Raw genomic sequence first — 4,574 nt, 5'->3', positions numbered from 1 at the left:
CCCGGGGGCGGCGCTCCCGGGCCGCTCCCGGCGCCGGGGTGCGGCGGCGGGCGCCGCCCGGCGCGGCGTCCCCGGCCAGCGGACCGGTGGTCATCCAGCCGCGCACGCCCTTGCGGGACGGGCTGCGCCCGTCCGCCCACTCCGGGCGCACCCACAGCAGCTTCTCGTTGCGCCGCTCCCAGCGGCCCAGCCACACCGCCCTGGCCCGCAGCCCCGCCCCGGCTCCGGCCAGCAGCAGTCCGCCGGCGGCCGGAGCGGCCAGGGACGAGGCCACGGCGGCCAGGAACGCGGCGGCCAGCCACCAGCGGCGCCTGCGCAGCCAGACGCGCACGGTCACCGCCCGGTCGTGGAGCACCACCCACTTGCCGGCCGTGGTCGACGCCTTGATCAGCCCGGTGCAGCGGCGGCGGCGCGCCAGGAAGACCCCGGCGGCCGCTACGAGGAAGAGCACGGCCCCGCCCAGGATCCCGATGCGCCGCCCGGTCAGCCCCGGTACGGCCAGGCCGACGCCCGCGGCCGCCAGGCCGGTCCACCACAGCGCGGTGCCCGCCGTCCGTGTGTACACCGCGACCCTCGCCAGCGCGTACGCTCCCCGTCCCACGGCAGCCCTCCTCGTTCCTTCCGGTGACGTTCCGGTGATGTTCTCCGTTCGGCTGTGCGCCGCCACCGCGTCACCGCGTGACGGCTCGCTCGGGGGGAAAGCGTAGTCGGCGACGATGAGATTCGCCTGAGAGAACGGCCGGTACCGCCCGGCGCCCGGTGGGGCCCCTCCGGCCGGGCCGGGCGGTCACTCGGCGAACAGGTCCCGCTCGGCGGCGCGCACGTCGAACTCCTCCAGCCGGGCCTGCGCGTCGGGCAGTTCGTCGCACATCGCCTCCAGCAGCACCCGTCCCAGCATCATGGGCGAGCAGGCGGTGTCGAAGGACAGCGCGGTCCCGACGGCGGCGGGCAGCAGCAGGTCACCGGGGCGGGCGACGGGCGCGAGGACGCTGTCGGCGACGGTGACGATCCGCAGCCCGGCCTCCCGGGCGTGCGCCAGCGCCGCCACCGTCTCACGCGGATGGCGGGGCAGCGCGAAGCACAGCAGCGCGCTCGCCCCGGCCCGCACCGCGGCGTCGAGGCGGTCGTCCAGCATCGAGCCCGCCTCGTCCAGCAGCCGTACGTCCGGGTGCACCTTGGCGGCGAAGTACGCGAAACCGCGGGCCTGCGCGGCGGCGGCCCGCAGGCCCAGGACGGGCAGCGGCCGGGAGGCGGCCAGCAGGCGTCCGGCCTCGGCGACGGGGGCGGGGTCGGAGAGCTGGGCCGCGAGCTGCCGCAGGTTCTCGATCTCGGCGTACACGGCCTGCTGGTACGCGTTGCCCGCCGCGCCGCCGCCGTCCGTCCCCTCCGCTCCGGCGCCGGGGGCGCCGCCCGCCGGGGACGCGGGGAGGGCCTCGCGCAGGTGCCTGCGCAGCGCCGGGTAGCCGTCGAAGCCCAGGGCCACGGCGAAGCGGGTCACCGACGGCTGGCTGACACCGGCCAGCTCCGCCAGCTCCACGCTGGACAGGAACGGGGCGTCGTCCGCCCGTCGCACCATGCAGTGGGCGATCCGCCGCTGAGTGGGGGTCAGCCGGTGCCCCTCGAACATCCTCAGCAGCCGCGTGCCCGCACCGCTCACCGTGCCCACCTGCCCCTCCACCCCGCTCGCGCCGTCCCTTTCAGGACCTTCCTGCTCCGCATAAGCCTATTCAGTACCGGCCGGAGCCGGCCCGGCCCGGCGGTGCGGGCGCCAGAAGTCCGGGGCGGGCGGTGGAGGGCGGGGCGGGGGACGGGCGCACACGCCCGCCGGGAGGATTCGCGCGGGGACCGCCGCACCCCGGTGCGCGCACCGAGGGCGGGACGACGGCGGTCCCCGCGAGGACGCGCGGCCGGGCCTGGCCCGCGTCCCGGGCGCCGGTAGGAGTCCGGGAGCCGCTCCGGAAGCCTCCGCGCCGTTGGACACCACAGTGCCCGACGGGTGTTAACCGCGTTTTTCCCTGCCGTGACGACCAGGTACCTACTCCGCCCCGCCCCTGCCGGCCCCACCGCCCCGGGCGAGGAAGGCCAGCAGGTCCTGGCGGCTGACCACCCCGGTCGGCTTGCCGTCCACCAGCACGATCGCCGCGTCGGCCCCCTCCAGCACCGCCATCAGGTCGGCGACCGGCTCGCCCGAGCCGACCTGCGGCAGCGGTGCGCTCATATGGGCCTCCAGCGGGTCCTCCAGCTTCGCGCACCCGGTGAACAGCGCGTCCAGCAGGTCGCGTTCGACGATCGAGCCGACGACCTCGGCCGCCATCACGTCCGGGTGCCCGGCGCCGGGCTTGACCACGGGCATCTGCGAGACGCCGTACTCGCGCAGCACCTCGACGGCCTCGCCGACCGTCTCCTCGGGGTGCATGTGGACCAGCGAGGGCAGCCCGCCGTCCTTGCGGCGCAGCACATCGCCGACGCGGGCCTGGGTGGGCTCGCCGTCCTCCAGGAAACCGTAGTCCGCCATCCACTCGTCGTTGAAGATCTTCGAGAGGTAGCCGCGCCCGCCGTCCGGCAGCAGGACCACGACCGTGTCGTCCTCCCCGAGCCCCTCGGCCACGCGCAGCGCCGCGACCACGGCCATGCCGCAGGAGCCGCCGACCAGCAGGCCCTCCTCGCGGGCCAGCCGCCGCGTCATCCGGAAGGAGTCCTTGTCGGAGACGGCGACGATCTCGTCCGCCACCTCGCGGTCGTAGGCGCTGGGCCAGAAGTCCTCGCCGACGCCCTCCACCAGGTAGGGGCGCCCCGATCCGCCGGAGTACACCGAGCCCTCCGGGTCGGCGCCGACGACCCGCACCTTCCCGCCGGAGACCTCCTTGAGGTAGCGGCCGGTGCCGCTGATGGTGCCGCCGGTGCCGACGCCGGCCACGAAGTGGGTGATCCTCCCGTCCGTCTGCCGCCACAGCTCGGGGCCGGTGGTCTCGTAGTGGGAGCGCGGGTTGTCCGGGTTGCTGTACTGGTCCGGCTTCCAGGCGCCCGGCGTCTCGCGCACCAGCCGGTCGGAGACGTTGTAGTAGGAGTCGGGGTGCCCGGGGTCGACCGCGGTGGGGCAGACCACGACCTCGGCGCCGTACGCGCGCAGTGTGTTGATCTTGTCCGTGGACACCTTGTCCGGGCAGACGAAGACGCAGCGGTAGCCCTTCTGCTGGGCCACGATCGCCAGCCCGACCCCGGTGTTGCCGGAGGTGGGCTCGACGATGACGCCGCCCGGCTTCAGCTCCCCGGAGCGTTCGGCGGCCTCGATCATCCGGACCGCGATCCGGTCCTTCACCGAGCCGCCGGGGTTGAAGTACTCGACCTTGGCCAGGACGGTGGCCCGGATCCCCGCCGCCACCTTGTTCAGCTTGACCAGCGGGGTGTTGCCGACAAGCTCGATCATCGACTCGTGATACTGCACCTGATTCTCCGCACTCGGGGGCAGTCGCCGTCGCCTGCCCGTGCAGCCAGCCTAGGGGGACGCCGGAGCGGCGTTGACGCGCGTTGCGCAGCCACCTGTACTGGGCATGAGACTCATGGTGACCGTACGGGTGTGCCGTACGGATCGCGCGCCGGGCGCACGGGGCGCGGGGGTGCGAGAAGGCTGCGGGGGCGCGGCGGAACGGAGGGCCCGATGGCGAGTGCTGTGCCCGGACCGGTGTCCGGAGCGGGAGTGGCACGCAGGATCGCGACCGCCGCGGCGTACGGCGGCGGAGGAGCCGGACTGCTCGGCGGGGCGGCCGTCGGCCTGCTGATGGCCGAGGTACGGCTGGCGCGGCGCCGGGTGGGCGGATCGGACGGCGTACCGCCGTCGGCGGACGGGGTCTACGGCACGGCCGTCGCCTCCGTCGGCCCGGGCGCGCAGGCCGCGCCGCTGCGGCTGGCGGTGCTCGGCGACTCCACCGCCGCCGGGCAGGGCGTCCACCGGCCGCGGCAGACCCCGGGCGCCCTGCTGGCCGCGGGTCTGGCCGCGGTGGCGGAGCGGCCGGTGCGGCTGCGCAACGTGGCGGTGTCGGGGGCGTGCTCGGACGACCTGGGGCGCCAGGTGGCGCGGCTGCTGGAGGACGGCGACGACGGCGCTCCCGACGTGTGCCTCGTCATGATCGGCGCGAACGACGTCACCCACCGCGTGCCGCCCGCCGTCTCGGTACGGCTGCTGCGGGACGCGGTGGCGGGGCTGCGGGCGGCCGGGTGCGAGGTCGTGGTGGGAACCTGCCCGGACCTGGGCACGGTCGAGCCGGTCGCCCAGCCGCTGCGCTGGCTGGCCCGGCGGATGAGCCGCCGGCTCGCGGCGGCCCAGACGATCGCGGTGGTGGAGCAGGGCGGGTGGACGGTCTCACTGGGCGACCTGCTCGGTCCGGAGTTCGAGGCGAACCCGCGGGAGCTGTTCGGCCCGGACAACTACCACCCCTCGGCGGAGGGCTACGCGACCGCCGCCATGGCCTTCCTGCCCACGCTCTGCGCCGCGCTGGACCTGTGGCCCGAGGAGGACGGACGCCCGGGCGGCCCCACCGCACCGGGCGAGGAGGCCCTCCCCGTCGAGGCCGCGG

General features: G+C 75.8%; 4 protein-coding genes. 1 reads left to right on the top strand and 3 read right to left on the bottom strand.

Annotated features, from left to right (window positions below; genetic code table 11):
- From AC2CJA_RS24505 to AC2CJA_RS24495, 3 genes are all read right to left on the bottom strand, one after another.
- The coding region (locus AC2CJA_RS24505; RefSeq protein WP_484604858.1) for a hypothetical protein at positions 1-601 on the bottom strand (601 nt) is incomplete at its 3' end.
- A 186-nt stretch (positions 602-787) separates the two neighbouring features.
- Positions 788-1,627 carry a MurR/RpiR family transcriptional regulator gene (locus AC2CJA_RS24500; protein WP_484604859.1) on the bottom strand — a complete coding sequence of 280 codons (840 nt, stop codon included), beginning with the start codon at positions 1,625-1,627 and terminating at the stop codon, positions 788-790.
- A gap of 408 nt (positions 1,628-2,035) precedes the next feature.
- On the bottom strand, positions 2,036-3,445 hold the full coding sequence (locus AC2CJA_RS24495) for a cystathionine beta-synthase (RefSeq protein WP_484604857.1): 1,410 nt from the start codon (positions 3,443-3,445) through the stop codon (positions 2,036-2,038).
- 252 nt (positions 3,446-3,697) lie between these two features.
- Between AC2CJA_RS24495 and AC2CJA_RS24490 the strand changes: the two genes are divergently transcribed.
- The coding region (locus AC2CJA_RS24490) for an SGNH/GDSL hydrolase family protein (protein WP_484604856.1) at positions 3,698-4,574 on the top strand (877 nt) is incomplete at its 3' end.

Source organism: Streptomyces sp. ATLC9 (genome assembly GCF_057196705.1).
This window is presented reverse-complemented; position numbering and strand designations above follow the sequence as displayed.

What these genes read in the sequence shown, in the direction of transcription:
- AC2CJA_RS24500 (WP_484604859.1), bottom strand. Translation starts at nt 1,627, where the DNA reads ATGTTCGAGGGGCACCGGCTGACCCCCACTCAGCGGCGGATCGCCCAC.